Origin of the sequence: Flavobacterium sp., assembly GCF_965277525.1 — a bacterium.
In the GTDB taxonomy this organism is placed as follows: Bacteria; Bacteroidota; Bacteroidia; order Flavobacteriales; family Flavobacteriaceae; genus Flavobacterium.
In genome coordinates, this window is the sequence record NZ_CBDIDC010000003.1 from 17,232 (window position 1) to 42,318 (window position 25,087).

Sequence of the window (25,087 nt, forward strand, 5' to 3'; positions counted from 1 at the left end):
CTATTGTTTTTGATTGGTGATTAGATTTACGGCGTCAGACAATTCTGTCCAGGTACCGCTAAGTTCGTTTAAAAATGTTTGTCCTATTTCGGTTAATCCATAATACTTTCGTGGTGGTCCTGAAGTCGATTCTTCCCAACGATAATTTAGCAAACCGTCGTTTTTCAGCCTGGTTAGAAGCGGGTAAACTGTGCCCTCAACAACTAGTAATTTTGCGTTTTTTAAAGTGTCTAATATTTCTGATGTGTATGCGTCTTTTTCTTTTAATACGGATAAGATGCAAAACTCAAGAACACCTTTGCGCATCTGTGCTTTTGTGTTTTCAATGTTCATAATTTCATTTTGTTTTTTTTAGATTGAACAATTCGTTTTTTGATTGATGATGATTGATTGATGATTGATTTCGAAACAATTCCTGTTGATTGCCTGTAAAGTTTCGACTATAACTTTTAATTTTAACAGCTTACTTTATAAAAGGAATCGTTAGCGGATATTTATACAATTCTCCGTTTGAAGTTTTTATTGAAGCATAAATGACTAAAAAGAATTCAACAAATTTTAATACCCCAAAAAGTAAAACTGCCGTTGCTCCAATACTTAGTAATGCAATATTTCCATGAAAATCAAAATTTCTGATGATGAAATCTTCGTCATTAAAAACAGCTTCCAAAGGAATGTTTTGTAAAAAAACAGTGATGAAAATCGGAATTGCAATTAACGCTAAAATTAACGTGTAAAGTAACAGGCTTAATTGAAAATTTAAGGCTTGTTTTCCGTGGTGATTTACAAATTCTGATTTGTCTTTGTAACTCGTCCAGATTAATATTGGAAAAATATAATTTCCAAACGGAATGATGTACTGGCTTAAAGTGCTTAAGTGTGTGAACGTTGCAGTGTTTTTTTCTGATGTTGTTTCCATGATGAGTGGTGTTGTTGTTTCCATGATTAAAAGTATATAGTAATTTCTTATGCAAATATATGGTCAAAAGACAGTATCTGGTTTTGCATAGTACCAAATATTAACAAAATTTTAACAAAGTTGAAATTTTAAAAATGATTATAATGCATTGAAAACCACTCGCAGGGATTGATTTTGTTGGTTTTTTAGGAAAGTAATTGCGATTTATTGTGCGTGCATAGTTTTTTTGTATTTTTACATAAAAAAATAAATATCATGGCACTATCAGTTTCAAAACTCAACAAATTTGTATTATTCAAATTACCATCAGCATACATCTGTGGTGTGCGTGTAAAGGCAATCGACGAAGATAGATGCGTGGTAAGTGTGAAACACAGATGGATCAATCAGAATCCTTTTAACTCGATGTATTTTGCTGTTCAGGCAATGGCGGCAGAGTTAACAACGGGAGCTTTGGTCATCTCGCAAATTCAGCAAAGCGGAAAAAAGATCTCCATGCTGGTCGCCAACAATAAAGGAAACTTTACCAAAAAAGCAACAGGAAGAATAACATTTGTCTGCAACGATGGGCATTTAATAGCTGATGCTATCAAAAGAACAATTGCAACAGGCGAGGGGCAAACTTTCTGGATGAAATCTATAGGGACAAATGAAGAAGGAGTCCAGGTTTCTGAAATGGATTTTGAATGGAGTGTAAGATTGAAATAGTTTTTGAAAGTTCTTTTGCCACAGATTAAATGGATTAAAATGATTTCTAGATAAAGAACTTTGACAAAGTTTCAAACTTTGTCAAAGTTAGCAACATAGTTTTTGCCACGAATTTCACGAATTTCCACAAATTCAAAATGCTTATGCATTTTGTAGAAAAAATAATTCGCGAAAATTTGTGGAATTTGTGGCGAAAAAAAACAACCATAAAAAAAGGCTTCGAATATATTTGAAGCCTTTTTGGTAAAACATAGATTGCGATTATTTTTTAGCGCAACATTTTTTGTCTTTGCTGTCAGCTGTTTTTTTGCAGCAAGATTCTTTCTTCGCTTTTTCTTTTTTAGGAGCCGGTTTTGTGTCTTGTGCTTGTAGACCAATTGTAAATAAAGCGATGGCTAAAACGGCAAATAATTTTTTCATTTTTTATATAATTTAATTGTTAGGTATTTTTCATTTTTTGATTGAAGATTGTGTCTCAAATATAATGCTATTTCGTTTGGAATTTTTAGTGTTTTTAAGAATGATGTTTATTTTTTATTGAGGCTTCCAAGCAGATTAAAGGGCTTTCTAATATTTTTTAAGTAAAGAAGTTTCATTTTTAATTTCTTAATCTTCATTATTATAATTATAAATGCCAGTGCCATCATTGTATAACTTAGGAAAACAATTAAAAGATTTTATAAACTCGATAAGGCCATCTACCTCCATATGGATAAGAATATGCATCGTATAGAAGTAAACCGTTGTCATGCTTTATCTTTTTTAAATCAATATATTGGATTTCGTAATGTATAGATAACAATTCAATAAAAGAATAAAAGTGCCAATTGATCTCGGTTTCTTGAGCTGTATTAAAGTTTGGTTTTAAATCTGAATTTGAGAATGTGAATTTTTCTAATGCATATTTAGGAAATATTTCAATCCAAAATTTATCATCTCTTTTGATTGAGTTATTTTTAGTGTCTTTTATTATTTCGAAAATATATTTTAAATCTTCAAAGTTGTTGTTATCTGTAAACTCAAATTCAATGTAACAATATCGTTCTTCCATAATTTATTTCTTAATAATTCTGATTTTTATTTTGCAAAATGGAACTTTTTTTATGTTAATGTAATATTTTTCTCAATTTAAATATATCAATAATTCAAATTCAATCCAAAACCAACTCCCATATCACTATCATAATGTGTTGTGATTCCGAAGTTTCTTGCCACAATATATTTTAAACCGGCCATATACTCCTTATCAGTATTCCACATCAGGTTCATTCGCAAACGTCTGGAAAGCGGAATATCTTTTCGCTCAAACTGTATCCTCACATTTCCATCGGTATACACTTCAACCTGAGCTTTTACAAGCATTGGCAATGTATATTCCATACCCGCACTAAAAACCGAACGATTGTCTTTGGTATTGGTTTGCCCAAACATATTTTGTTCCTGTTCGTCCATTCCCATTCTTCTGTAGCGCCAGTCAAAACCTATAAAAGGCATAAACCATTGCATTTTGCCAATATAGCGGCCAATATGTGTTTCTGTTTCATAACCGTGTTTGTCATTGTAACCCAGTCTCCATTCTGTTCCAATGCTCCATCGTGTGTTACCTAACATTGCTTCACCGTCATTTCCGTTTGAAGCAAAATCATTTTCAGCCATAAAATGAAACATACGATCGTCCATTTTTAGCATTTTATAAGCCATCTTAGGATCATGAATCAACGGATTTGGTGTCGAATTTTCATAAGTAAAAACACGTCCCATTCCCGCCATCATATGATATAGTATATGGCAATGAAAAAACCAATCGCCATCGGCATTGGCCTGAAATTCGATGGTATCGGTTTCCATGGGCATAATATCAATTACATTCTTGAGCGGAGAATAATCACCGTGTTCGTTCAGAATCCTGAAATCGTGTCCGTGCAAATGCATCGGGTGACGCATCATCGATCCGTTATACAATACAATCCTGACGTTTTCGCCTTTTTTGATTAAGATTTTATCCGTTTCAGAAATTACTTTATTGTCTAAACTCCAAACATAACGATTCATATTGCCCGATAATTCAAATCGTAATTCTTTTACAGGCGCATCTTTGGGCAATGTTGTTTTGGTAGGTGATTTTAACATTCCATAATTCAAAGTCGTAATTTCGGCAACTTCTGTAGTATCGCTAGGCATTTTCATATCGTCCATTTTCATGCCTTCCATATTATGCATTGAATGATCTTCAGGCTTTACAGATTCATCTTCACCGGAAATTTCAGGATACATTACGGCATTCATGTCCATTTTATTGAGAGACATTTTCATGCCCATATCATTCATTTCGCCGTTCATCTTCATCATGTCATTCATCATCTTCATCCCTTCAAAATATTTCAATTTCGGAAGATTTTTGACAGGTTGTTTAGCTCCTTCGCCTAAAAATAAAGAAGCAGATCCGGTCCTGTCTTCGGCTGTAGCCAAAAAAGCAAAGGATTTATGATCTTCAGGAATTGTAACCACCACATCATAAGTTTCAGAAACGGCAATAATCAAACGGTCGACTTCTACAGGTTCAACATCGTTTCCGTCGCTGGCCACCACAGTTATTTTTCCGCCGCCATACGTCAGCCAGAAATAACTCGAAGCACCTCCGTTGGCAATTCGTAATCTGACTTTATCACCGGCTTTAAATTGAGAAAGCTGGTTTTCATTTTTCCCGTTAATAAGGAATTTTTCATAATAAACATCACTCACATCCATAGCATTCATGCGTTTCCATTCGTTCGTGACCTTTGTCGAAAACTGACCTTGTTTGATTGCTTCGGCGTAACTTTGAGTAGTTCCTTTTTTTATAGCAAACCAATCATTGGCATTGTGCAGCATTCGTTGCACATTCTCCGGTTTCAGATCCGTCCATTCACTTAAAATAACCGGAACAGTTAGCAGATCGTCAATTCCTTTTCTAAAAGTAGGATCGTCTTTCTTTTTGTTAATAATAAAAAGTCCGTACAAACCAATTTGTTCCTGCAAGCCTGAATGGCTATGATACCAATACGTTCCGTTCTGGATAATGGGAAAAGTATATTTATGTGTTGTTCCTGCTTTTATTGGCATTTGGGTTAAATACGGAACTCCGTCTTCTTTATTGGGTAAAAATAATCCGTGCCAATGCAGTGCTGTATCTTCGTTTTTTAAGTCGTTGTGCACATAGATTTCTGCAATATCGCCTTCAGTAAAATTCAATGTTGGCATCGGAATTTGTCCGTTAACCGCAAGAGCACGTTTTTGTTTTCCGGAAAAGCTTACGATCGTGTCGCGTACATGTAAATCATAACGAACAACTTTTTGAGCGTTTGCACCAAACGCGATCAAAAAGGCAATAAGAATAGTATATGGTTTCATCTTGATTTTTTAAAGTTTTAGATTTCTCAATCGTAAGGCATTTACAATTACCGAAACGGAACTCAGGCTCATGGCCAGAGCCGCTAACATCGGCGAAAGCAAAATCCCGAATACAGGATATAAAATACCTGCTGCAATAGGTACACCTAAAACATTGTATATAAAGGCAAAAAAGAGATTCTGTTTGATGTTTTTCATTACATTATAACTTAGTTTTTTTGCTTTTACGATTCCGTTTAAGTCTCCTTTTACGAGTGTTATTTTGGCACTTTCTATGGCAACATCCGTTCCGGTTCCCATCGCGATCCCGATATTAGCTTGCGCTAAAGCAGGAGCATCGTTGATTCCGTCACCCGCCATGGCTACAATTTTACCTTCGGCTTGCAAGCGCTGAATTTCTTTTAGTTTGTCTTCAGGAAGACAATCGGCTTTAAAAGAGCTTAAATGCAAATGATCGGCAACCGCTTTGGCAGTATTGCTATTATCGCCTGTCATCATAATCACTTCAACACCTTGATCCATTAACTCTTTGATCGCTTTTGCACTGTTTTCTTTGATGGCATCTGTAATGGCTACATAACCTAAAACAACATTGTCTATAGAAATATATGAAACGGTTTTGCCTAGGTTTTGTTCGGCTACAATTTTGTTTTCAATGTCGTCAGAAACCGAAGCGCCAACCTGAAGCATTAATTTTTTATTTCCCAATGCCACTTTTGAGTTATGGACGGTTCCTGTAACGCCTTTTCCGGCAATAGCTTCAAAGTCGGGCACTTCAAGTATCGTTTGATTTTTAGCTTTAGCAAAATTAACTACGGCTTGCGCCAAAGGATGTTCACTATGTTGATTAATTGACGCGATATTTTGCAGCAAATTATCTTCATTATTATTGACGGCATAGATTTTCTCTACAGATGGTTTTCCTTCAGTAATAGTTCCTGTTTTATCAGTGATTAAAACATCAATTTTGCTCATGTTTTCCAGCGCTTCGGCATTTTTTATCAGGATACCAAATTGTGCACCTTTACCCACGCCCACCATTACAGACATTGGAGTGGCCAATCCCAAAGCACAAGGACAGGCAATAATTAATACTGCAATGGCATTGATCAATCCATAGATATAAGTAGGTTCAGGACCAAATTTTGCCCATACAAAAAAGGTGATAACAGAAATGATAACCACTGTTGGCACAAAATATTTGGCTACGCGATCTGCTAATTTCTGAATGGGTGCTCTCGAACGGCTAGCATCATTGACCATTTGTATGATTTGCGAAAGCAAGGTTTCTGACCCGACTTTTTCGGCTATCATGACAAATGATTTTGTTCCGTTTATGGTTCCGGCTATTACGGTATCGTAAACTTTTTTATCAACCGGAATAGGTTCTCCTGTAATCATGGCCTCATCAATACTGCTTTCTCCTGTGATAATTTTCCCGTCAACCGGGATTTTCTCTCCTGGTTTTACGCGCAGTAAATCTCCTTTTTTAATATTGTGAATTGAGATTACTTTATCATTTCCGTTTTCTACCAAAGTGGCTTCGGTTGGAGCCAGTTTTAACAATGCTTTTATAGCTCCGTTAGTTTGTCCGTGTGCTTTGGCTTCTAATAAATGACCTAATAAAACCAACGTTATAATGACTGTTGCAGCTTCAAAATACAAATGAATGGTTCCATGATGGGATTTGAATTCAGAAGGAAAAACATCCGGAAAAAACATCCCGGCAATACTAAATAAGAAAGCAACTCCGGTTCCAATCCCGATAAGCGTAAACATATTCAGATTCCAGGTGATAATAGATTTATAGGCCCTGACAAAAAACATCCAGCCCGCGTAAAAAAGTACCGGCAGTGAAAATAAGAACTGAACCCAATTCCAATTTTCAATAGACATTATTTTAAAAAGTGGATTATTAGGAATCATTTCTGACATCGAGATAATAAAGATGGGCAACGTAAATAATACCGCAATCTTCATTTTCTTTAATAAGTCAGTATACGTTTTGTTTTCTTCGTTTTCAGAAGCTTGCAATGGAACTAAATCCATTCCGCAAATTGGGCAATCACCGGGTTCGTTTGAAACGATTTCCGGATGCATTGGGCAGGTAAACTGAGTTTTGGTTATCGCAACTTGTGGTACTAAATCCATTCCGCAAACCGGACAATCTCCCGGTTTGTTATAGGTTTTATCGCCTTCGCAATGCATTGGGCAATAAAAAACTCCGGTTGGGTTGTGATTATCTGCTGCTGTCGATTCTTTTTTATGTTGATGACCGGCATAACTGTCATTACTCTTAATAGAACAACAAGATGTAGTGGCAGGTTCTGAAGTGTTTTGAGAAGTAGCCATCTCAATAGTATACTTTCCGGCTTCGGATAAGACTTCCTGGAATTTTTCAGTCGGAACATGTTTGTCCATAGTGATAGTAGCCAATGGAGGATCTAAAGTTACTGTAGCCTGAATTCCTTCTATCGAATTTAAAGTTTTTTCGACTTTTTTTCGACATCCATCACACGACATTCCTGAAATTACATATTGATGAGTCATTGTTTTTATTTTTAAGGTATTACAATGCAAAGTTCCGAAGTAAAGATTGCTTCGGGTTGTATAATTTTGAGAATGATTTGTAAGATTTAGAAAGGTATTTAACCCAAGACACAAAATTTTGTAATATACTGTATTTTATAAAAACGCAAAGTTCACAAAGCTTTGTTTAAATAACTTTGTGTTCTTTGCGTAAATCCTTGCTCTTTGTGGTTAAAAAAATTACAAATTCTCTATTTGAATGCGTTTTTTATCTTTCTGCTGTTTAAAATAAGTAGGTGTAAAACCAGTAATTTTCTTGAACTGATTGCTCAAATGCGCTACATTACTATAGCTTAATAAATCGGCAATTTCGCTTAAAGATAGTTCATTATAAATCAGTAACTCTTTTACTTTTTCTATTTTTTGACTGATAAAATATTTTTCAATGGTAGTGTTTTCAATTTCTGAAAACAGATTGCTAAGCGTACTATAATCCTGATTGAGGTTTTCGACTAAATAATCAGACAAGTTGATTTTAAGTTCATTATTTTTATGATGGACTAAATCGACAATAAGATTTTTTATCTTTTCGATGGTCTTACTCTTTTTACCATCAATAATATCAAAACCCAGATTTTGTAAGTTTTTAAGCAAAACTTCTTTTAAATTGTCTGTAATATCATCTTGTAATTCTACTTCGCCTAATTCAACAGCAATAGTCTGAAGTCCGAGTTTATCCAACTCAGACTTCACAACCATTTTACAGCGACCACACACCATGTTCCTGATGTAGAGTGTCATATTTATTTTATGGTTTCTACCACATTTCCGCACGTCAGCATTGAAGAGCCGTAATATGGATTTTTAACTGCTTTTTCTTTGCTTAACCAGTCTGCATCAGCCATTGGACAGTATTGTTTGTATACCACCTGATCTGATTTTGAAACTTTAATTAAATCGTAAGTATTTTTTGAAAGTGATTTGAAAGTCTCACGTTGTTTTTTAAGATCCGTTGTAGTCGAGATACTTTTTGCATCAGCGGTTAGTTTTTTTACCACTTTCATCCAGGCAGTATGTTCATTAGTTTTTAATTTATCCATTTTTATGGCGGTAATGGCAGTCAATAAATCTGTGGCTTTCGCAGAAGTTAGCTTAGCATCACTTTTAATTAAGGCATCTTTTACCGTAAAGTAAGCATCATAAACAGCTTGTAACTGACTTGAATCAGCAATTTCGATTGAAGTTGTTTGTGTTTTGATTGTATTTGCCTGAACGAAATTTGCAGTAAGTAATAATGTGATTGCTGCAGCTATAGTTGAAATTGAATTTTTCATTTTATGTGTTTTTTATAGAGAATGTAAATTTTTCTCTAAGTTAAATAATTTTAATCTTTACAGGAAGTTATTGTCTCGCAAAAGAGCAGAGACGCAAAGTTTAATTTTTGCTTACAACCTTAGTATCTTAGAGCCTTTGTGGCTGAAAAATAATTATGGCTGTCAGAAATAGAATTATCTTATTTTTGGTGGTAACCAGATCGAAGTAAAACCATCAGAAATAGTAGTGTTTTTATAGTAAGGGGTTACTTTTTCAAAAGAGAAATTGAACAGATTGTTATTGAATTCAAATTCATTTATGGCTACTAAGCTATATTGTAACCCGGAAGTTGTGCAACCGGAATGATCGCATTTTCCGTTGCAGCCATGTTGGTCTTCCTTAGACTTCTGATTTTTTTTGCAACAATCTTTTTGACAAGAATCAGTAGTCTCTTTTTTTGAAGTTGTTTTCTTCTCACATGAAGTTTTTTCTTCAGCTCTTCCACAGGCATAACTCAAATTGGACATCAAAAAGAAGCCAAGTGTTACAAAGAGAAACAATATGTGGAATTTTTTAGCCAATGAAAATTGTATTTGGTAGTACAAATTTAGAGATTTTTTTTAATCGTTACTATTTATTTACCATTTCAAATATTATGTTTTCTTAAAGTCAGTTGGTTTCATGTTTTTTCTCTTTTTAAAATAATTCGATAAGTGGCTTTCATCTGTAAAACCAAACTCGTAGGCAATTTGCTTAATAGGCAATTGATTGTTGTGGATTCGCTTTTCGATCAAAGTCGTTCTCAAATTATGGATATAATCACGATAGCTGATAGCAAAAGTTCTTTTGAAATAAGCACTAAAGTAGGTTTCGGCAATATTAAAATGATTTGCAATGACTTTTATCTGAACTAATTTGGGCTGGTAAATATTCTGATGGATATAAGACGTAATTTGTTCGTTGTCAATTGAATTTCCTTTAATGACAAGATTCATACCGCGCATGGTTTCTTTGATTAAGCCAAAAATCGAAAGAATCTGATAAAAAACAATAGGCGAGGTCCAAACATCAGTTTTACAATTATAGGCAGCAATGTTTTCGATTGTATTTTTTAATATTGTTTTGCAGGGATCATCCAGTTTTAAAACCGTTTCTTTTAGTGTTTTATCACGCATGAAACTTTCCGGGGTATGAATTAGAAATTCATCGCAGGTAAGGTTTTGCTTTGAGTTGAAATAATTGTCAGTAAACTTAATATAGAAAAAGCGCGTTGATTTTTTAATGTCAAAATAATGCTCATCTTCCGGAGAGATTACAAACAGATCACCCGACTTATAAGGTAATAGATTGTTATTGAGATGGTGAACGCCGCTTCCTTTCCTGATATAGATGATTTCATAATAGGTATGTGTATGTGGCGGAAGGTGAAATTTTTCATCTTCAAATTCATCAATGACCAGAGTTTTGAATTGATTTAATTTTGGCATAACTTAAATATACAAGTTTATATCGCAAATGTACAATTTATTTTAAACGAAACCATGTTAAATTTGCACCATAGAAAATCTATTCCTTTCTTATAAAAACAAATGAAAAAAAGTCTTATTGCACTCTCATTAGGAGGATTAACGATCGGTATAACCGAGTTTGTGATGATGGGTTTGTTACCGGATATTGCCTCAGATATGAAAGTTTCGATTCCGGTTGCCGGATATTTAATTTCTGCTTACGCGCTTGGAGTTGTTATTGGAGCTCCTTTATTAGTAATTTTAGGGAGAAATCTTGCTCCAAAAAAAATGCTTCTGATATTAGCTTTGATGTTAACCGTTTTTAATGCGCTTTCGATTATTGCACCTACTTACAATTTTTTATTCGCTTCAAGATTTCTGTCCGGATTACCACACGGCGCCTTTTTTGGAGTTGGAGCAGTAGTAGCAAGTCGCCTGGCTGATAAAGGTAAAGAAGCGCAGGCTATTGCGATCATGTTTTCAGGTTTAACACTTGCGAATTTAATAGGCGTACCCATTGGTACTTATATAGGACATCATTTTATATGGCGTTACACTTTTATATTGATTGCTGTCGTAGGCTTACTCACCTTTTTGTTTATCTCTTTATGGATGCCAAAACTGGCGAAAAGCGAAGACGTGAACATGAAAACGCAATTGCAATTTTTTAAGAAGACGGAAGCCTGGTTAATCATCGGGATTACAGCGATAGGATTTGGAGGGTTATTTGCCTGGATTAGTTATATCGCACCTTTACTAATTAATGTTTCTAAATTTTCAGCAGAAGATGTTTCGTATATTTTGATTCTTGCTGGTTTGGGTATGGTGGTTGGAAACTTTTTAGGAGGTAAATTGGCAGATAAGTATTCACCGGCTCCAACCGTATTGGCATTATTATTCGTGATGTCAATTGATTTGATATTGGTTTACCTATTTTCTTTTAATCAGTATGTTTCATTGTTCCTGACATTTTTAACAGGAGCCATTTCTTTTTCAGTTATTGCACCCATTCAAATGTTGATGATAAAAACGGCCAAAGGTGCAGAGATGATAGCGTCTGCTGCACTTCAGGGAAGTTTTAATATTGGTAATGCTTTAGGCGCTTTTTTAGGCGGATTGCCATTGGCTGCAGGATATAGTTATGCTTCACCTAATCTTATAGGGGTAGTAATGGCTGTTTTGGGTATGATTATTACCTTTATTTTGATGCAAAAGCACAAAAGCAATTTAGAGTTACTGCGTGCCTAAGAGACAACGAGTATTTCTTTATAAAAGAGGTAGCCCTTAAACGATTTTGTTTAAGGGCTTTTTTGTGTTCAATTTTGAGGGTTTTCAATGTAGAGTTCTTAATTGTAGATAAATGAAATTTTTATTCGTAAGAATAGTACTGTTTACTATAGGTATTTGGTCTCTTAAGATTGTTGCAGAAGATATAAATATTCCTCTTTGTCTTATAAAATTTTAAGTTTTATACTGTTATTAAATGTTAAAACAACACTTAATAATATGATCATTACTTTTCGTGTAATCGATTGTTTTTATTCGAAAATCGCAACAAATTCTTAAATATTAAAAATATATTTAATATTTATATGCTACTTAAATTACACATGTCATATAAAAAAGCACTTTTATTTTTGATATTTTATTTTTTTTAGGAAATTTTTATGAGTTTTAATTTTTTATATCAAAAAAATATTTATGTTTGTGTAATCGATTACAACTTTTTATTATTCGAAAAATATAGCTGTTTCATTGCTAAAAAAACAGATGAATTTCTGGCATTACTGTTAAGGGAAATTTGATTAATACTTACAAAAAAGTTGAATGACATAGCTTAAAAATGGCCACTAAAAACCACTAAAAACAATAAACTAATTAATAACTTAAACAATCAACCATGAATTTTAAAGATTTATTTAACAAAGGAGCAAATTGTTGCTTTGCAGTTGTTTTCTTATTGTGTCTGCTGACGAGCCATCGAATGAATGCTCAGACGGTAACACTGGAAGGAACCGTAAAAGATGCTGCAGGACTGACATTACCGGGTGTTAATATATTAGAAAAAGGAACTAAAAATGGGACTTCGACAGATTTTGACGGGCACTATAAAATAAAGCTTTCCAATCCTAAAGCCATATTGACTTTCTCTTTTATAGGCTTTAAAACGAAAGAATCTGCCACTGAAGGAAAAACTAAAATCGATATTGTTTTAACGGAAGATTCAAATGCACTAAATGAAGTTGTCGTTGTTGGATACGGTACTGTGAAAAAAAGTGATTTAACAGGTGCTGTCTCTACGATTTCGGGTAATGATTTGAAAAAAGTGCCAGTGGCAAACGTAGCAGAAGCGTTAACAGGCCGAATTGCAGGTGTACAGGTAACTTCATCAGAAGGTTCTCCGGATGCGGATATCAAAATTAGAGTTCGCGGAGGTGGTTCTCTTACTCAGGATGCTTCACCTTTAATTATCGTGGATGGATTTCCTATAAATAGTATGAATGATATTTCGTCATCTGATATTGAGTCACTGACCGTTTTAAAAGATGCTGCTTCAACTGCAATATACGGATCACGTGGTGCAAATGGGGTAATTATCATTACCACTAAAAGCGGAAAAGATGGTAAAATGGCAGTCAATTTCAACATGTTTTATGGTATGAAAAAGATGGCCAATGAAATTGATGTTTTGTCGCCGGAAGATTATACTAAATGGCAATACGAATATGCTTTGCTTTCGCAATCAGGAACAAAAGTAGCTTCTGATCCGTCTTCTTATACTAAGTATTTTGGAAATTGGCAGGATCATGATCTGTACAAAGGTTTAAAAGGAGATGATTGGCAAAAACAAATTTTCGGGCGTACAGGAGAAGTGCAAAGTCGTGATTTAGGAATTAGAGGTGGTACTGATAAGCTTAATTATAATTTCAATTATGCTCATTATGATGAAAAGGCCATTATGATAGGTTCAAATTATAAAAGAAATAACCTTGCCCTGGCTTTAAAAAGTAAACTAAATGATAAGATTGATGTTGCTTTTACCATGCGTTATTCAGATACTGAAATTGATGGTGGGGGTGTAAATGAACAAAATGAAAAATCTTCATCAGATTCACGTATGCGCACGATTGTGGGGTATGCGCCGCTTCCGGTAGCAGGATTAACTTCAGATGATACATCCGGAGATGGCTCAGATGTATTGATAAATCCTTTAACGTCTGTTTCTGATAATGATCGCCAACAGTTTCGTAAGAACTATAATATGTTAGGTAGTTTTGGATGGGAGCTTGCAGATAATTTGAAATTAAAAGTAGATTTAGGTTTGGATAATTTTAGCAATTTAGATTATCGTTTTTACGGATTAACTACTTATTATGTAGCTAATTCTCCGGTAGGACCATTACAAGGTATGCCTGCCATGATTATGACAGATACTAAAGACAGACGTTTTCGAAATGCAAATACGCTGAATTATGATTTCAAAAAAATAATGGGCGGAAATCATCATTTGAGTGCTCTTCTGGGAGAAGAAAGTATCACCTACAATTCAAATACTGTAACGTCTACTATTCATGGATATCCTAAGTTTTTTGATTTTAACCAGGCAAAAAAATTAACAACACAAGGAACTCCACAAGCAATAGATAATTATTACAGCCCTGATGACAAGTTATTGTCATTTTTCGGACGTGCCAATTATGATTACAAAAATCGCTATTTATTAACCGCTACATTTCGTGCAGACGGATCAAGTAAATTTTTAGAACAGAATCGTTGGGGATATTTTCCGGCTTTTGCAGCGGGATGGAAAATCTCGGAAGAGAATTTCCTTAAAGGGAAAAGTTGGATAGATCTTCTAAAAGTAAGAGCCAGTTATGGTGAGGCAGGAAATAATAATATACCTGTCGGGCAACAAGTTCAAATTTTTCAATCTACACCAACAACATGGATTAATGGGGTTACTAGTGTTTGGGCACCTTCGAAAACAATGCCTAATCCTGATTTGAAATGGGAAACAACAGTTACCCAAAATATTGGTTTGGATTTTGGATTTTTCAAAAATCGCTTGAGCGGTACTTTTGATGTCTATAAGAATGTTACCAGTGATTTATTAATTAATTTTCTAGTTCCTGGATCCGGATACGATTATCAATATCGTAATATGGGTGAAACACAAAATACAGGTTTCGAAGCTACTATAAATGTTGTTGCAATTGACAAAGCCAAATACGGATTGAGTTTTTCATTCAACATGGGAATAAACAAAAATAATATTAACTCATTAGGGGTTATGAATAATTTTGGACAGGCTACAGGATGGGCTTCTTCACAAATTGGGGATGATTATCTAATTTCGGTTGGCTCTTCTCTGGGTTCTATGTACGGTTATAAAAATGACGGTAGATACGAAGTTTCGGACTTTGATTACGTTGGAGGAAAATATGTTTTAAAAGCAGGCGTAATTCCTACAGCTACAACTTTAGTAGGGGATGGAAGTGCTCTTAAACCCGGAGATATGAAATTGAAAGATGTAAATGGAGATGGTAAAGTAGACCTAAACGACAAAACAGTTATTGGTAATGTTAATCCTAAAAGTTATGGTGGTTTTGTTATCAACGGAAATGCTTATGGATTCGATTTAATGGCAGCTTTTAACTGGAGTATTGGAAATGACATATACAATGCTGATAAAGTTGAATTTTCGACAGCCACTGCTTCAGGGAAGTACAAAAATTTAAATTCTACTATGGCTGACGGACAGAGATGGACGAATTTAGATCCTGTTTCAGGTCAGTTAGTAACAGATCCTGCTGCGTTAACAGCTCTTAACGCGAATACTACCATGTGGTCCCCATATATGAGAAGTGCTATACTTACTGATTGGGCAATTGAGGATGCATCGTTTTTAAGATTGAATACTTTAACATTAGGGTATACAGCCCCTCAGATGTTTACCTCTAAACTTGGAGTTTCTAAATTGAGATTTTATCTGACAGCAAGCAATGTTTTTGTTTGGACTAACTACTCAGGTTCTGATCCGGAAGTGTCAACGAGAAGAAAAAATCCACTTACACCTGGGGTTGATTCAAGTCCTTATCCAAGAAGCAGACAAATGGTTTTTGGAATGAATCTTAATTTCTAATTTTAAATTATCACAAAATGAAACATAAAATAATAATAGCAGGATTGATAATTTCGGGTTTATTCAGTTCTTGTCAGCAATTTGAAGATGACTATTTAGAAGCACCCGCAGAATCAACATTAGATGCGTCTGTAATTTTCTCTACAGCCGGACTTGCAAAAGGAGCTATTGATGGAATAAAAGTACCATTTGCTGAGACTAACTCGTACAGAGGACGCTTCTTGCCTTATTATGGTTTAAATACGGATGTGGAATGGTATGGTACTTCGCAAACGGCAGGGGATAAGTCAGATTTGTGTGTTTACGATACAAAGCCAAGTAATACAGAGATGAATACTACGAATAATGCCTATTCAATGATGTACTCGGGTATTGAACGTGCTAACATTTGTATTAAAGGTTTACGTCAGTACGGAAATCCATTGCCAGGAACAGAAATGGGGCAATTATTAGGAGAAGCTTTAACATTGAGAGCTATTTACTATGCTGATTTAATTAAAGCATGGGGAGATGTTCCGGCTCGTTTTGAACCTATTACTTCTGCAACTTTATATTTGCCTAAATCAAGTAGAGATGTTCTCTACAAACAATTAATTGCAGACTTAGGAGAAGCATCAACATTGGTGGCATGGCCTAATGAAACTGCCTATACAAGTACTGTAGAACACGTAAATAAAGCTTTCGTAAAAGCATTTAGAGCACGTCTGGCTTTGGTAGCAAGTGGTTATCAGCAATATCCTGATGGAGTAAGAAGAAGTGCTGATCCGGACCTTTCAGTGGGTAGTATGTATGCATTGGCATTAAGAGAATCTCGTGAAGTGATTCAGAGTGGTGCTGCTCGTTTAGAATCTACTTTTGAAGGACTATGGAGAAAATACAATGAGGAAAACACTACTGCCGGAGGAGAATCGCTTTGGGAGCTTCCTTTCGCTGATGGACGTGGTAGAATGTTGTTTACGTTTGCGGTAAAACATACGGCGGCTAGTGATCAGTTTCAGGCTAATGGAGCCAACCGTGGTGGAGTAGCAGGTCCATTACCATTTGTTTTTTATGACTATGACCAGGCTGATGCCCGCAGAGATGTTACTTGTGTGCCTTATAAATATGGTGCAGCAGTTAATAATATTGCTAAACAAGAGCTAAATACACTGGATACCTGGTATTTTGGTAAATACCGTTACGAGTGGATGAAACGTTATGTGACTTCTACCAATGATGATGGAGTTAATAAAATGTATATGCGCTATGCTGAGGTACTTTTGATTGCTGCTGAAACAGCTAATGAATTAGAAGGTCCTGGAGCTGCTGCGCCTTATTTAAAAGAAATTCGCAGAAGAGCATTCCCTGCTGCAGTGCAAGCCATTAAGGTAGATGCGTATGTAAATGCTTTAACTAGTAAGGAAGCGATGCTTAATGCTCTTGTAGAAGAAAATAAATTTGAGTTTACCGGAGAGATGGAGCGTAAACAAGCGCTTATTCGTTGGAATTTGCTGAAAGTAAAATTAGACCAGGCAAAACAAAAAATGACAAATTTATCAGCTCGAACAGGTGAATATGCAGATGTACCGACAATTTTGTACTACAAACTTAAAGCAGATAATGTCTCTCTTGATATCTACGGATTAAACAGAGGAGAGACAACAAACCCGGGAGTAACATATTCATCTGCTACCTGGACGTGGACAGGAACAGCGGCAGATGCTAAGATAAATTCATTGTACAAACCAGGAGTTAATCCTGATAACAGACAATTCTGGCCAATATGGCAAGTATTTCTTGATGGAAGTAATGGACAATTGAAAAATGATTACGGTTATTAAAATCTTAGAAAAAATTAATAAAGTTATGATGATGAAAACAAAACATATATTAAAAGGATTAATAGCCACATTAGTACTTGTATTTGCAGTTTCAGGCTGTGAAAGTTATAATGAAGGATTGTTAGACGGTATAGGAAATACAAGAGAATTTTCTCCAATCGCACTTACGGCAAAAGTAAAAAACCAGACGTTTGTTGAACTTAACTGGACAGTGAACCCGGAAGCGGATCATTATACAGTAGAATTTAGCGCAGATGATCCGGAATTTAAAGTGATCTACAAAACACTACAAGTTACCGCATCACAATTGCCATTAACAGTTCAGCTTGAAGGGGAAACTACTTATTCCATAAGAGTAAAGGCAATCACAAACGGATTAGCAGATTCTAAATGGTCTGTGATCACTGCAACAACATTAACGGAACAGATTTTCTTTCCTGTTCAGGTTGCAGATATTGATTCAAAACAAGTTGTTCTAAGATGGACTCCAAATAGCGCAGTAACGCAAATTAACGTTGCTCCGGGCGATATAGTTCATACGATAACAGTAGCAGAAAAAGCAGCAGGCGTTGCAACTATAACAGGACTTACAGGTGAAACAGCTTATACAGCTACTTTACTAAATGGAGTTAAGAAAAGGGGTGTAGTTACATTTACTACCGGAATTGATATTGGAACCGGTATTCTAGTTAAGCCAACAGATGATTTAAATGCTGTAATTACTGCAGCTCCATCAGGTTCAATATTAGTTATGATGCCTGGAGATTATACTGTGTTCACAGGTGATATAGTTTTGAGTAAACCAATTACAATAAGAGGATTACGTCCTGCCGATAAACCTAAGCTACATGTCAAATTTACATTGAATGCAGGCACGACTAATTTTTCATTAATTGATTTAGATTTAGACGGAACAGGAGTTGGAGATTTCAGCTTTATTACAATAAATGCTGCTGGTGCTACTTATGGAGACATATTAATTAGTGGTTGTAATATTCATGATTATTTGCGAGCTTTAATTTATGGAAGTGTTAATGCAGCAAAAGTAGCTTCATTTACGGTAGATAATAGCATAGTGAAAAATGTAAGTACTAACCTGCAAGCTGAATTTATAGATTTCAGAAATACGTATGTAGCAAGTGTGGTGTTGAAAAATAGTACATTTGATTCTTGTTCAATCGGACGTGAATTTATTCGTGTCGATAATGCAGGATTAACAGGTACAGGATTATCAACAAATGTATTAATTGACAGAAGTACTTTATATAATGTTTCAAATACCGTAGCAGCAAAAAGGATTTTATATCTTCGATTTGGATCAAATACTTCTACTGTAAGAAATACAATAATTGCAGGAACAACAGCAATTTATTCGAACCAAAATGGAACAACAACACCTACAACTCCACCAACATTTACGGCTAATAATTATTTTAACGCAAGTTTATTATATACAGTGGGAGCAGCAGCAATAACAGTTGATAAATCTACAACATTTACAACATTAGATCCACAGTTTGCAAACGCTGCAGGAGGTAATTTTACAATTGGTAACCAAAATTTAAAAGATAATGCAATTGGAGATCCCCGTTGGATAAAATAGTTCATTGATAAGTTTTAATTGAAAAAGGGATGTAGTTTTTATAAACTATATCCCTTTTGTTTTAAAATCAAGTAAATAAAAAAACTTTTAAATTTTAGCAGAAATCTGCGACTGAAAACTTTTCTAACCTACTCAATATCCAAATCAAATTTTTCCAGCAATCCCGCAAGTGCAGCATGGGATACTTTAGTTTTTTTGATTTTATTTTCAGAGGGATCAAAAGCATAATTTCTGGAAGAGCGGAAATCCGTTTTCTCCAAAATACAATCCTGAAAAGTAGCATTGGCCAGGTCACAATTTTTAAAAATCGAGTGGGATAAATCCGTATTCGAGAAATCTACATCTTTTAGCGAACAATCGATGAAGTTTGTTTTCTTTACTTTCTTGTAAATAAAAGTCGAATAATCCAAAAGACAATCCTGAAAAGACATCGAAAATAAAAAACTATTGCTGGAGCTGAAGTCAAGTCCCATTAACTTGCAGCCTATAAATTGGATGTTTTTTAATCCTGTATTTTTTAGAACAGAAAGCGAAAGATTGCAATTTTTAAAAGTGCAATCTAAAAAATCGATAGCACTGAAATCGCTTTTTGCGAAGTTACAGTGGATAAATTCACAGTTTACGAACTCGTTAGCCGATAGTTTTTGATCGGAATAATCAATAGTGTCAAATGTTTTGTTTTGATGCAATGCAGCTTCCATAGTCGTATGTTGAGGTTTTGGAAAAGAGTTTTAGGAAAGGCAATTTATTCTAATTCGATACAATCGAAAATTTCGTTTTTGAGCAACATTTCATTTATGTCGGCTTCGCTTTCGATTCTTAAGATGTTATCACAATCTTCAAGATCAAAATTCCATAAAGAATTAGGAAGCAATTCATAAAGCAATGCATTTGCGTACTCTAATTTCGATTTTGAGTCAACTGAGGTTTTAAAAACATAAATCATAATTTGCTTTTTTTTACTGCGCAAATTTCAATAAATGCTTTTTGAGTTGATAGGATTTTGCAAGCAATAATTAGGACTTATCAATCATTTTCCGATATTGAATAGGCGTCATACCTTCGTTTTTTTTGAAAAAACGACTAAAGTAAGAATGATCTTCATGACCCACCTGCATGGCAATTTCACTTATAGAAAGGGAAGTTTGAAAGAGTAAATATTTAGCTTCTAGTAAAATGGTTTCGTCAATCCATGAGACCGCTGTTTTGTTCGTGACAGATTTAACAGATTTGTTTAAATGATTGGGTGTCACATTGAGTAAAGAGGCATAATAATTAACCTGATGATAGGTTTTGATATTTTGATGAATTAATTCTCTGAATTTACTGGTAAGAATTTCTGCTGCCGACAGATTTTTAGAAGCTTTTACCGTATTTTTATTCATCTCATAAAACAAGGCAATTAGATAGGCTTGTACAATATTTAGATTCGCAGTTTCAGTTTCTGAATATTCTGTTTGCAGCCGATTTAATATTGCAATAATGGATGCAGCATCTTGAGCTGATAAACTCACTTTTGGATTTCCGGATATTTTTAAAAAATCAAAATCATTTAATATTTCACGATTAGCATATTTACCAATTAAAATATCAGGATGAAATTGACACACATAACCGGTATGTGAGCTGTTAATATTTTTTATGGAAAAAACCTGACCCGCCGGTACCACAATAATTTCATTAGAAACAGTTTGATATTCCTGGTAGCCTACTTTCATTGTATGACTGCCGGATGCAATAAAAAGTAGTGTATGACAGCTGTGTTTAGAAGGTGGAACAGGATGCTGTAAACCCATTATTTCGTTCATTTGTAAACAAAAAAAGTGATCTGAATTTGATTTAAAAAGCAGATGTACAGGATTGTCCTCTCCCAAAAATTTCTCCCGAAAACCTTTTGCCTCATACGTTTTTATCTTTTCGACTGTTTTGCTTTTCATGTTTTAATAATACAATCTAAAATCAAGTAGTTTACATAAAGCATAATGTTTTTGATACAATTCTTCTACCACTTCAGTAATGTCATCATTGTCCTGATAAAGACTAAAAAAAGCTTTATCGATAGTGCTGGAACTTGCGATCTTATTATAAGTTGATCCATAACCTGAAATAGCACGTGCACCGGTTATGTCTAAAAAATATTGCGCTTCATCATCATTTAAATCCAGAACTTTTAAGTTGGCAAAATGAATGATTTTTCCTTTCATCTTTCCTTCAAAAAGTTCTGCTATTTCTTCCAGGCTGTAATAATAATCGTGAAGACATATATTATTGGCTTCACCTGGCATTACCAGATAAATGATTTCATAATCCTTAAAATTATGATCTTCATAAAGTAGTACATTTAAACTTTCTTCGAGCCCTTCAATCGTATCGCAGGTTTTATAAATGCTGGCAATGCCCTGATCAATAGCAATTTCTTCTAAGTTCTTTACCGCAAGAGTTGCCGTGTCATTGTCTACGTCCGGAACACCTTCGAGGCAGAAGATGAATTTTTCGTAATCCATACCATTATGTTTTCGGGTTACTGATAAGTCTTTGTTTTTCCTTTCTCACAAAAGTATTTTTTATTGTGGAAAAACTGCTATCCGGAAAGTTTTTTAACGCATTTTTGACATTGAAGAAATAAATAAAGTATTGTAGTAAAATAAAGAAATCCACTTTTAGTTTTTCTAAAAGCAGATTTATAAGATAAAGATTGCTTAATTCTTTATTCGTCTCGAATATAAGTTAATTCCAAATACAATTGCAGAAAGTACAAATGGAATAAAAGCAGAGATTTGCCAGAAAAGATCAGTTCCTGTTTTTAATCCTTCATTTGATATTTCGAATATACCCAAGCCAATAAAGAAAATACAAATCGTAAATAAGGTAAATTGAATTTTATAGTTTATTCTCATCATTTTAGATTTTTATAAATTTAAATAAAAATTGTTTATGAGATTAAAAAAATTAATCCGCTCTGTTCAAAACCAATAATTTCTGCCACCATTTTATTGCTGCTTTTTCTGAAGTTTCAATATGGCTCACTAGGGTGGCTTCTCTTTTATGTCCGCAAGCAGCACAAAAAGATGCTTTAGGAGTTCTATAAGGTTTAGCGCAATTTTCGCACACAGGACCATACAAAGCAATTCTATGGTACATGATAGCGTTGGGATTAGTGGTTTCAAATCCTGTTAAATCTTTGTAATAATCCAATAGGTCCTTGAAACGTTTCTTTCTTGTCATATTACATTTTCCCTTTTCAAAACCATCCCGATACAGTTGAGATGCAACCTTATATTCTTCTTCATCAAGCATGGGAACTTCCATTTTGCAACGCCAGCACCAAAGATTTTTCATAGTTTTTTTTCAGGTTAAAATGTAAAATGAATTGTTTTTTATGATTTTTGACTTAAATGTCTTGCTAATTTATAATCGTTTAATGAGAATAACTTACGGTTTCTCACATTTGCAAACAAAAATCGCTTTTTTAACATTTCTGGCACTACGTAGAAATACCTGATTTTTAGGATATGACCTAAGTTTTAAACCTAAAAAAAAGCGGACTAGTTACTACTAATCCGCTCACTTGTAAACGATTTTCCAGTAAGTATATTTATATTTATATTTTATTTGAAGATTTTATTAGTGTGATACTGCTTTCAGACCAATAATAGAACCAATAAGAGTGGCAATAAAAAAGAGGCGCCAGAAGTTCGTTGGGTCTTTAAATACTAAAATTCCAATTATAACAGTCCCAACAGCACCAATCCCTGTCCAAACGGCATAAGCTGTTCCGAGAGGCAAAGTTTGTGTCGCTTTCATTAAAAGTCCCATACTAATAACTAAAGAGAGAAGAAAACCAGTATACCATATATACATTTCGGTTCCGGTAGTTTCTTTGGCTTTTCCTAAACACAAAGTAAAAGTTACTTCAAATAAGCCCGCAATAATCAAAATAATCCAGTTCATATCTTTTTTTGTGCAAAGGTTAAAAAAGGAATTGGTCGCGAATTTTACATTTGTTAAAAAATGAGATTATTTGATATCGGCACGAATTCGGCTCAGGCTCACTTGAGAAATGCCTAAATACGAAGCGATATGTCCTAATTGAACGCGCTGAATTAGATGTGGGTAATCAGTGAGAAGTTCTGTATAGCGTTCTGTAGCCGTTCGAAATTGGCGTGAGATAAGTCGCTCTTCTGTTTTTACCAGTTCTTTTTCGGCAAACTTTCTTCCCCAATTGGCAATATGTATATCTTCCTGAAAGAGCTGTTGTAGCTTTTCAGATTTCAATTCAAACAATTCACAGTCTTCCAGAAGCTCGATATCTTCATATCCTTTTTGGTTGACAACATAACTTTTCATAGACAAAACGGTATCTCCTTCTTTGCCAAACCAGAAAGTAACCTCGTTACCATCCCGATTAGAGTAAGCTCTTGCAATACCTTTTCGAATAAAATAAATAGTGGTTTCAATTTTGTCAGCTCTCAATAAAATATGCCCTTTAGGATACTTTACTTCGGTCACACAACTTTGAAGTTTCCATTTTGAAGTTTCCGGTAAGGGGTATATCTGATCCAGGATTTGTTCTATTTCCATATACTATTGTATTAAAATGTTTTATTTTTTAGAAAGTAATAACTGCGATTGATTTTAAAGTATAGCTTCAAGAGATTGGCGTAAAATTGCTATTGCATTTTCCATTTCTGTTTCGTCTAAATGTCCAAAACCTAATCGGGTAGCGGTAAGATCTCTGGTTTGATATAAAATGGTCTTGGGTAAAAATAATCCATTGGCAGCACATTGTTTCTGTAGCTTTATCAAATTAAAATGATCCAGCCATTCGACCCAAATCGCCAAACCCCGCAACGGAACCTTAAACTTAATCTTTCCGCTTAACTTTTCATTTAGTAATAAAACAAAATAATCCCTGCGTTCTTTATATATTTTTTTGTTTTTTTTCGAAAGGCGATGTACTTCACCTTCCCTGATCCATTCGGTTAAAACCTGTTCCTTGATGACATCTATTCCGGGTTCAAGAATATTTTGATGCTTTTCTAATTCTTTAATAAACGCTGACGGAGCAGCAATAAAGCCATAACCAAAACCTGCCGGCAATGACCTTCCGAAGGATCCAATATAAACAACCCTTTCGTTTGAATCTAAAGCAGCGAGAGGCAATACCGGATTATTATCGTAATGAAAGTCAAAATCGTAATCATCTTCTATAATGACAAAACCGTAGCGATTGGCCAATTCCAAAACTTCCATTCTCCTTTTGGCGCTGAGCGAAGTTGTTGTTGGATAATGATAATTTGACGTTAGGTACAAGATCCTGATCTGGTGTTCTTCGCAAATTTGTTTTAGATGTTCTGTATTGATGCCGTCTTTGTCAACCGGTATTGTGATAATTTGCGCCCCGCTATCAGACAACGTCATATTAGAGATATAGTAACCCGGAGAAGCTACCACAACTTTATCACCTGGTGAAATTAATAATTTTGTAACCAGATACAAACTAATTTCATGACTGCTTGTGGTGAGCAAATTTGATGTTGAAATACGAATGCCCCGTGTCAGATTTAAAAAATTAGAAAACTGGGTTTTAAAATTCAGATGAGATTCTGCCTGAATTTGTTCACGGGTTCTCGTGCTCTTTTGCTTTTTTAGTTTAGAAACATACAGCCTTGCCAGGACATCTGTCTGAACCAGTCGTAAATCCGGTAAACCATCATTGAATTGATAGGGGAGATCGCTTGTTTCTTTTGGGTTCTCAAGAATTGTAGAATGTTTAAAAGTAAAACCAGTGGTGGCTTTTGATGAATTTTTGCTTTCTGGTGAAGTAAATTCAGCTTTGTTTTTTAATTGTTTCTCAGAGAGAATAAATGTGCCTTTATTGGGGAGGATTTCAATCCATCCTTGTAGTTCTAAATCCTGAAAGGCTTTGATCAGTGTGTTTCTGTTAACAGATAAAAGCTTGCATAATATGCGGGTTCCCGGAAGTTTTGTACCCTCGGGAAGTAAACCAATTTGAATTGCCTTAATGAATTCAAAAACGATTTGCAGGTATAAAGCAGTAGCTTCTTCAGGCTTAAGCTGAATGAAACTTTTGAAAGGAATTTGAACCGGACTATCCATTTTTATAAAACTGGTACACATTAGTAGTACGGC

24 protein-coding genes are annotated in these 25,087 nt (G+C 34.6%); 5 read left to right on the forward strand and 19 right to left on the reverse strand.

The annotated features are described in order from the left end of the window. Both ACQY44_RS06700 and ACQY44_RS06705 read right to left on the reverse strand, forming a co-directional pair. The gene (locus ACQY44_RS06700) at positions 1–333 is read right to left on the reverse strand and encodes a PadR family transcriptional regulator (RefSeq protein WP_428229633.1); all 333 of its coding nucleotides are present in this window, start codon (positions 331–333) and stop codon (positions 1–3) included. A gap of 130 nt (positions 334–463) precedes the next feature. Next, positions 464–943: a DUF4870 domain-containing protein gene (locus tag ACQY44_RS06705; protein WP_428229634.1), complete on the reverse strand. Its 480-nt coding sequence runs from the start codon at positions 941–943 to the stop codon at positions 464–466. 231 nt (positions 944–1,174) lie between these two features. Between ACQY44_RS06705 and ACQY44_RS06710 the strand changes: the two genes are divergently transcribed. After that, entirely contained in the window at positions 1,175–1,627 is a 453-nt protein-coding gene (locus ACQY44_RS06710; protein WP_428229635.1) for a DUF4442 domain-containing protein, read from the forward strand. Between the two features lie 261 nt (positions 1,628–1,888). On the opposite strand, the gene ACQY44_RS06715 is transcribed toward ACQY44_RS06710, so the two are convergent. From ACQY44_RS06715 to ACQY44_RS06750, 8 genes are all read right to left on the reverse strand, one after another. Then, the gene (locus ACQY44_RS06715; protein ID WP_428229636.1) at positions 1,889–2,047 is read right to left on the reverse strand and encodes a hypothetical protein; all 159 of its coding nucleotides are present in this window, start codon (positions 2,045–2,047) and stop codon (positions 1,889–1,891) included. A 247-nt stretch (positions 2,048–2,294) separates the two neighbouring features. Beyond that, a complete protein-coding gene (locus ACQY44_RS06720; protein WP_428229637.1) occupies positions 2,295–2,678 on the reverse strand; it encodes a hypothetical protein in 384 nt (127 codons plus the stop codon). Positions 2,679–2,764: 86 nt separating this feature from the next. Next, positions 2,765–5,017, reverse strand: a complete 2,253-nt coding sequence (locus tag ACQY44_RS06725) for a multicopper oxidase domain-containing protein (protein WP_428229638.1) — start codon at positions 5,015–5,017, stop codon at positions 2,765–2,767. A 9-nt stretch (positions 5,018–5,026) separates the two neighbouring features. Then, on the reverse strand, positions 5,027–7,567 hold the full coding sequence (locus tag ACQY44_RS06730) for a heavy metal translocating P-type ATPase (RefSeq protein WP_428229639.1): 2,541 nt from the start codon (positions 7,565–7,567) through the stop codon (positions 5,027–5,029). Between the two features lie 219 nt (positions 7,568–7,786). After that, a complete protein-coding gene (locus tag ACQY44_RS06735; RefSeq protein WP_428229640.1) occupies positions 7,787–8,347 on the reverse strand; it encodes an AraC family transcriptional regulator in 561 nt (186 codons plus the stop codon). Between the two features lie 2 nt (positions 8,348–8,349). Beyond that, positions 8,350–8,880, reverse strand: a complete 531-nt coding sequence (locus ACQY44_RS06740) for a DUF3347 domain-containing protein (RefSeq protein WP_428229641.1) — start codon at positions 8,878–8,880, stop codon at positions 8,350–8,352. Between the two features lie 174 nt (positions 8,881–9,054). Continuing rightward, positions 9,055–9,441, reverse strand: a complete 387-nt coding sequence (locus ACQY44_RS06745) for a hypothetical protein (protein ID WP_428229642.1) — start codon at positions 9,439–9,441, stop codon at positions 9,055–9,057. Between the two features lie 72 nt (positions 9,442–9,513). Next, positions 9,514–10,347 (reverse strand): AraC family transcriptional regulator, encoded by an 834-nt coding sequence (locus tag ACQY44_RS06750; protein WP_428229643.1) that lies wholly within the window; start codon positions 10,345–10,347, stop codon positions 9,514–9,516. Between the two features lie 102 nt (positions 10,348–10,449). Here ACQY44_RS06750 and ACQY44_RS06755 point away from each other — a divergent pair, with 102 nt between their 5' ends. The 4 genes from ACQY44_RS06755 to ACQY44_RS06770 all read left to right on the forward strand — a co-directional run bounded on the left by ACQY44_RS06755 (position 10,450) and on the right by ACQY44_RS06770 (position 18,934). Next, positions 10,450–11,616 carry an MFS transporter gene (locus ACQY44_RS06755; protein ID WP_428229644.1) on the forward strand — a complete coding sequence of 389 codons (1,167 nt, stop codon included), beginning with the start codon at positions 10,450–10,452 and terminating at the stop codon, positions 11,614–11,616. A 652-nt stretch (positions 11,617–12,268) separates the two neighbouring features. Then, on the forward strand, positions 12,269–15,511 hold the full coding sequence (locus tag ACQY44_RS06760) for a SusC/RagA family TonB-linked outer membrane protein (protein WP_428229645.1): 3,243 nt from the start codon (positions 12,269–12,271) through the stop codon (positions 15,509–15,511). A 17-nt stretch (positions 15,512–15,528) separates the two neighbouring features. Then, entirely contained in the window at positions 15,529–17,331 is a 1,803-nt protein-coding gene (locus ACQY44_RS06765) for a RagB/SusD family nutrient uptake outer membrane protein (RefSeq protein WP_428229646.1), read from the forward strand. A 31-nt stretch (positions 17,332–17,362) separates the two neighbouring features. Then, positions 17,363–18,934 carry a DUF4957 domain-containing protein gene (locus ACQY44_RS06770; RefSeq protein ID WP_428229647.1) on the forward strand — a complete coding sequence of 524 codons (1,572 nt, stop codon included), beginning with the start codon at positions 17,363–17,365 and terminating at the stop codon, positions 18,932–18,934. Positions 18,935–19,062: 128 nt separating this feature from the next. Here ACQY44_RS06770 and ACQY44_RS06775 read toward each other — a convergent pair whose 3' ends face one another. The 9 genes from ACQY44_RS06775 to ACQY44_RS06815 all read right to left on the reverse strand — a co-directional run bounded on the left by ACQY44_RS06775 (position 19,063) and on the right by ACQY44_RS06815 (position 25,054). After that, positions 19,063–19,635: a pentapeptide repeat-containing protein gene (locus ACQY44_RS06775; protein ID WP_428229648.1), complete on the reverse strand. Its 573-nt coding sequence runs from the start codon at positions 19,633–19,635 to the stop codon at positions 19,063–19,065. Positions 19,636–19,679: 44 nt separating this feature from the next. After that, complete coding sequence (locus ACQY44_RS06780) at positions 19,680–19,880, reverse strand: hypothetical protein (RefSeq protein WP_428229649.1); 201 nt, start codon at positions 19,878–19,880, stop codon at positions 19,680–19,682. Positions 19,881–19,950: 70 nt separating this feature from the next. Next, positions 19,951–20,871 carry a helix-turn-helix domain-containing protein gene (locus ACQY44_RS06785; protein WP_428229650.1) on the reverse strand — a complete coding sequence of 307 codons (921 nt, stop codon included), beginning with the start codon at positions 20,869–20,871 and terminating at the stop codon, positions 19,951–19,953. 3 nt (positions 20,872–20,874) lie between these two features. Beyond that, positions 20,875–21,438, reverse strand: coding sequence for a DUF6642 family protein (locus ACQY44_RS06790; protein ID WP_428229651.1), 564 nt, complete (start codon positions 21,436–21,438; stop codon positions 20,875–20,877). Between the two features lie 195 nt (positions 21,439–21,633). After that, positions 21,634–21,834 carry a hypothetical protein gene (locus ACQY44_RS06795; protein ID WP_428229652.1) on the reverse strand — a complete coding sequence of 67 codons (201 nt, stop codon included), beginning with the start codon at positions 21,832–21,834 and terminating at the stop codon, positions 21,634–21,636. 49 nt (positions 21,835–21,883) lie between these two features. After that, positions 21,884–22,273 carry a hypothetical protein gene (locus ACQY44_RS06800; protein ID WP_428229653.1) on the reverse strand — a complete coding sequence of 130 codons (390 nt, stop codon included), beginning with the start codon at positions 22,271–22,273 and terminating at the stop codon, positions 21,884–21,886. Between the two features lie 285 nt (positions 22,274–22,558). Continuing rightward, positions 22,559–22,885: a DMT family transporter gene (locus ACQY44_RS06805; RefSeq protein ID WP_428229654.1), complete on the reverse strand. Its 327-nt coding sequence runs from the start codon at positions 22,883–22,885 to the stop codon at positions 22,559–22,561. 66 nt (positions 22,886–22,951) lie between these two features. Continuing rightward, on the reverse strand, positions 22,952–23,515 hold the full coding sequence (locus tag ACQY44_RS06810; protein ID WP_428229655.1) for a Crp/Fnr family transcriptional regulator: 564 nt from the start codon (positions 23,513–23,515) through the stop codon (positions 22,952–22,954). A 54-nt stretch (positions 23,516–23,569) separates the two neighbouring features. Then, the gene (locus ACQY44_RS06815) at positions 23,570–25,054 is read right to left on the reverse strand and encodes a PLP-dependent aminotransferase family protein (protein WP_428229656.1); all 1,485 of its coding nucleotides are present in this window, start codon (positions 25,052–25,054) and stop codon (positions 23,570–23,572) included. Positions 25,055–25,087: the final 33 nt, after the last annotated feature.

Bases quoted from the DNA above. Each gene is read 5' to 3' on its own strand.
- ACQY44_RS06775 (WP_428229648.1), bottom strand. From the start codon at position 19,635: ATGGAAGCTGCATTGCATCAAAACAAAACATTTGACACTATTGATTAT.
- ACQY44_RS06790 (WP_428229651.1), bottom strand. From the start codon at position 21,438: ATGGATTACGAAAAATTCATCTTCTGCCTCGAAGGTGTTCCGGACGTA.
- ACQY44_RS06815 (WP_428229656.1), bottom strand. From the start codon at position 25,054: ATGGATAGTCCGGTTCAAATTCCTTTCAAAAGTTTCATTCAGCTTAAG.
- ACQY44_RS06715 (WP_428229636.1), bottom strand. From the start codon at position 2,047: ATGAAAAAATTATTTGCCGTTTTAGCCATCGCTTTATTTACAATTGGT.
- ACQY44_RS06805 (WP_428229654.1), bottom strand. From the start codon at position 22,885: ATGAACTGGATTATTTTGATTATTGCGGGCTTATTTGAAGTAACTTTT.
- ACQY44_RS06785 (WP_428229650.1), bottom strand. From the start codon at position 20,871: ATGAAAAGCAAAACAGTCGAAAAGATAAAAACGTATGAGGCAAAAGGT.
- ACQY44_RS06755 (WP_428229644.1), top strand. From the start codon at position 10,450: ATGAAAAAAAGTCTTATTGCACTCTCATTAGGAGGATTAACGATCGGT.
- ACQY44_RS06800 (WP_428229653.1), bottom strand. From the start codon at position 22,273: ATGAAAAATCTTTGGTGCTGGCGTTGCAAAATGGAAGTTCCCATGCTT.
- ACQY44_RS06770 (WP_428229647.1), top strand. From the start codon at position 17,363: ATGAAAACAAAACATATATTAAAAGGATTAATAGCCACATTAGTACTT.
- ACQY44_RS06725 (WP_428229638.1), bottom strand. From the start codon at position 5,017: ATGAAACCATATACTATTCTTATTGCCTTTTTGATCGCGTTTGGTGCA.
- ACQY44_RS06710 (WP_428229635.1), top strand. From the start codon at position 1,175: ATGGCACTATCAGTTTCAAAACTCAACAAATTTGTATTATTCAAATTA.
- ACQY44_RS06740 (WP_428229641.1), bottom strand. From the start codon at position 8,880: ATGAAAAATTCAATTTCAACTATAGCTGCAGCAATCACATTATTACTT.
- ACQY44_RS06795 (WP_428229652.1), bottom strand. From the start codon at position 21,834: ATGATGAGAATAAACTATAAAATTCAATTTACCTTATTTACGATTTGT.
- ACQY44_RS06735 (WP_428229640.1), bottom strand. From the start codon at position 8,347: ATGACACTCTACATCAGGAACATGGTGTGTGGTCGCTGTAAAATGGTT.
- ACQY44_RS06720 (WP_428229637.1), bottom strand. From the start codon at position 2,678: ATGGAAGAACGATATTGTTACATTGAATTTGAGTTTACAGATAACAAC.
- ACQY44_RS06780 (WP_428229649.1), bottom strand. From the start codon at position 19,880: ATGATTTATGTTTTTAAAACCTCAGTTGACTCAAAATCGAAATTAGAG.
- ACQY44_RS06760 (WP_428229645.1), top strand. From the start codon at position 12,269: ATGAATTTTAAAGATTTATTTAACAAAGGAGCAAATTGTTGCTTTGCA.
- ACQY44_RS06765 (WP_428229646.1), top strand. From the start codon at position 15,529: ATGAAACATAAAATAATAATAGCAGGATTGATAATTTCGGGTTTATTC.
- ACQY44_RS06810 (WP_428229655.1), bottom strand. From the start codon at position 23,515: ATGGAAATAGAACAAATCCTGGATCAGATATACCCCTTACCGGAAACT.
- ACQY44_RS06700 (WP_428229633.1), bottom strand. From the start codon at position 333: ATGAACATTGAAAACACAAAAGCACAGATGCGCAAAGGTGTTCTTGAG.
- ACQY44_RS06705 (WP_428229634.1), bottom strand. From the start codon at position 943: ATGGAAACAACAACACCACTCATCATGGAAACAACATCAGAAAAAAAC.
- ACQY44_RS06730 (WP_428229639.1), bottom strand. From the start codon at position 7,567: ATGACTCATCAATATGTAATTTCAGGAATGTCGTGTGATGGATGTCGA.
- ACQY44_RS06750 (WP_428229643.1), bottom strand. From the start codon at position 10,347: ATGCCAAAATTAAATCAATTCAAAACTCTGGTCATTGATGAATTTGAA.